This is a genomic window from Achromobacter sp. Root83, from assembly GCF_001428845.1.
GTDB lineage: Bacteria > Pseudomonadota > Gammaproteobacteria > Burkholderiales > Burkholderiaceae_B > Achromobacter.
In genome coordinates this window covers 1-3,085 of the sequence record NZ_LMIU01000019.1, presented here as the reverse complement: position 1 = coordinate 3,085, position 3,085 = coordinate 1, and the positions used below count along the sequence as shown (strand labels likewise).

Below are 3,085 nucleotides of genomic sequence, written 5' to 3'. Positions count from 1 at the left end.
CGCCGGGATCATGTGCAGCGCGCGGCCCGAGCACAGCGCGCCGAACAGCATGGTGTGGCCCAGGTCGGCCGCCACGGTCGAGACCATGGCCATGCTGCGCGCATCCTCGGGCAGGTCCATCCGCGCCAGCGCGCCGGCCACGTAGTTGGCCAGCGCGCCATGGCTGACCACCACCCCCTTGGGCTGGCCCGTCGAGCCCGAGGTATAGATCAGGTAGGCGGCCTGGGACGGGTGCTCGGCGGGCGCGTCAACGGCCTCGTGAACGGCCTCGCCTTCCGCCGCCGAAGCCAGATCCCCCTCCAGCAGCACCACCGGCACGCCCGGATCCCACTCCAGCGGCGCGCTGCTCACCACGCAGCGCGCCTGGCTGTCGCGCACCACATAGGCCAGGCGCTCGGCCGGCAAGGCCGGGTCCAGCGGCACATAGACGCCGCCCGCCTTGAGCGCGCCCAGCAGCCCCACGGCCAGCGCCGCGGAGCGCGGCGCATGCACCGCCACCCGATCCTCCAGCCCGACCCCGGCGTCGCGCAGCCGCGCGGCCAGCGCGGTGCTGGCGCGGTCCAGCCCGGCATAGCTCAGGTCGCCGTCCTCGCCGGCCACCGCCAGGCGCTCGGGCCCAGCGGCCACCGCATCGCTCCAGCGCGACAGCACCCCCGACGCCGGCGGCACGGCCTCAAGCGAGACCGCGCGCCCCGTCTCCATCAGGTCCGCCAAGCGAATCGTCTGGCCCTGCGGCAGTGCGGCCAGGGTCTGCAACAGTCCTTCCAGCAGCGCCGCGCATCGCTGAATGGCCGCTGGGCCGATCTGACCCGGATCGTGCAGGAAGTCCAGGCGCAACGTGCCCTGCTCCTGCACCCGCAGCGTAAGCGGATAGTGATTGTCGCTTTCGCTACGCACGCCGCTGAAGCGGAGCGTTTCGCCAGACTGGCGCAACGCCTCGTCCACCGGGAAGTTCTCGAACACGATCAGCGTATCGAACAGTCCGGCGGCGCCCGCCTGGGTCCAGCGCTGTATCTGGTGCAGCGGCGTATGCTCGTGCTCACGCGAGGCCGTGCTCTGCCCCTGCAAGGCCTGCAGCCACTCGGCCAGATCCTGCTCGGGCTGCACTGTCGCCACGACAGGCAGGGTGTTGATGAACAGACCCAATGCCTGTTCGATGCCAGGCAGCTCAGCGGGCCGGCCCGCCGTGGTCGAGCCGAAGCAGATTGGCGACGCGCCGGTATAGCGCTGCAACAGCAGGGCCCAAGCGCCCTGGAGCACGGTGTTGAGCGTCACGCGCCGGGTGCGCGCGAAGGCCGCCAGCGCCTCCGTCGTCTCGGCGGACAGAACACGGACATGCTCTTCGTGGCGGCCGCTGCTCTCTACCAAGGCCAGGGCGTCGGCGATCAGGCTGGGGGATTCCATCCCGGACAACAGCGCCTGCCAATACTCGCGCGCCGCGGTCTCGTCGCGTGTCCGCAGCCACGCAATGTAGTCGCGGTAAGGCGCCTGGACCGGCGCGGCCCCGGCCGCGTCCGGTTGCGCATACCGGCGCAGCACTTCGCCGAGCAGGCGCGACGTGCTCCAGCCGTCCAGGAGCAGGTGATGCATCGTCCAGATCAGGTGATGCGCGTCCTCCCCGGTCCGAACCAGCGTCAGGCGGGTCAGGGGCGGCGTCGCAAGATCGAACGGCGTGGCGCGATCGGCGCGCGCGTACCGGTCGAGTTCAGCGGCCGCTTCCGCGTGGCCGCGCCAGTCCAGCTCCGTCAGCGGCAAAGCGACCTCGCGCGCCACCCATTGCAGCGGGGTCTCGCTGTTGAGCATGCCGGTGCGCAGGATGTCGTGACGATCGACGGCTGCCTGCCACGCGGCGCGAAAGCGCGGTACGTCCAGCCCCAAGATATCCACCCGGAACTGGTTGATGTAGGCTGCGCCCGCGGCATCGTACAAACTATGGAACAGCATGCCCTGCTGCATCGGCGCCAGCGGATACAGATCCTGCACATCGGCCGCCGCCACCGGCAACTGATCGAGTTGCTCTTGCGTCAGGCCGGCCAGGGGGAAGTCGCTGGGCGTCACGCCCAGCGGCCCGCCCTGGCAATGCGCCAGCACGTCGTGCAAGGCCTGGCGATACGCCTGGGCGAACACCTGCATTTGCTGGGCGCCATAGCGGCGCGTGCTGTAGTCCAGCACCATCGACAGGCGGCCTTCGTAGACCGAGCCATTGACCACCAGGTCGTGCGCCAGTGGCGCGCGCGCATCGCGGGTCGCGCCAGGCGACTCGGCCGCTGGCCGCCACGACGAAGCGGCGGTAAAACTGCCATCGAAGCGGCCCAGGTAATTGAACTGCACCGAAGCGCGCGGCATGACGGCCATGGCTCCCCGCTGCTCGGGGGAACCAAGCCGCGCCAGCACGCCATGCCCCAGGCCGCGGCGCGGCACCGCACGCAACGTTTCCTTGACGCGCCGGATGGCGGCGCCCATGTCTCCCGCCGCATCCAGCAGCACGGGGTAGACCGACGTGAACCATCCCACCGTGCGCGATAGATCGATCCGCGCGAACAGGTCCTCGCGGCCGTGGCCCTCAAGTTCGACCAGCACGGCCTGCTGGCCCTGCAAGGTAGACAAGGCCCGCGCCAATGCCGTCAGCAACAGGTCATTGACCTGGGTGCGGTAGGCGGCCGGCGCTGCTTTGAGCAATGCCTCGGTTTCCGCCGTATCGAGCGTGAACTCGACCCGTGCGGCATCGCCCACGGTCGCGGCGAGGGCGGTGTCCGCCGGCGGCTGCGTCCCGGCGGTTTGCGCCAGCGCCTGCGCCAGTGCCTGCCAGTGCGCCAACTCGTCATCCCACCCCGCCGCCGCGCCCTGCAGCGCCAGGGCCCAGTCCTTGTAGCTGGCCGTCTTGGGCGGCAACGTAATGACCGGCCCCGCCTGCGCCTGCTCGTAGGCCGACTGCAGGTCTTCAAGCAGCACCCGCCACGACACCCCATCCACCACCAGGTGGTGGATCGCCAGCAGCAACCGCTGCGAGCCATCGGCCAGATCCGCCAGCAGCACGCGCAGCAGCGGCCCCTGGCTCAGGTCCAGGCTGGCCTGCGCCGCCTCG

At 70.6% G+C, this 3,085-nt stretch carries 1 protein-coding gene; it reads right to left on the bottom strand.

The genetic code is table 11. The annotated features are described in order from the left end of the window. Nucleotides 1-3,085: condensation domain-containing protein (locus tag ASE30_RS15850; RefSeq protein ID WP_156407677.1), on the bottom strand; the 3,085-nt coding region annotated here is incomplete at both ends.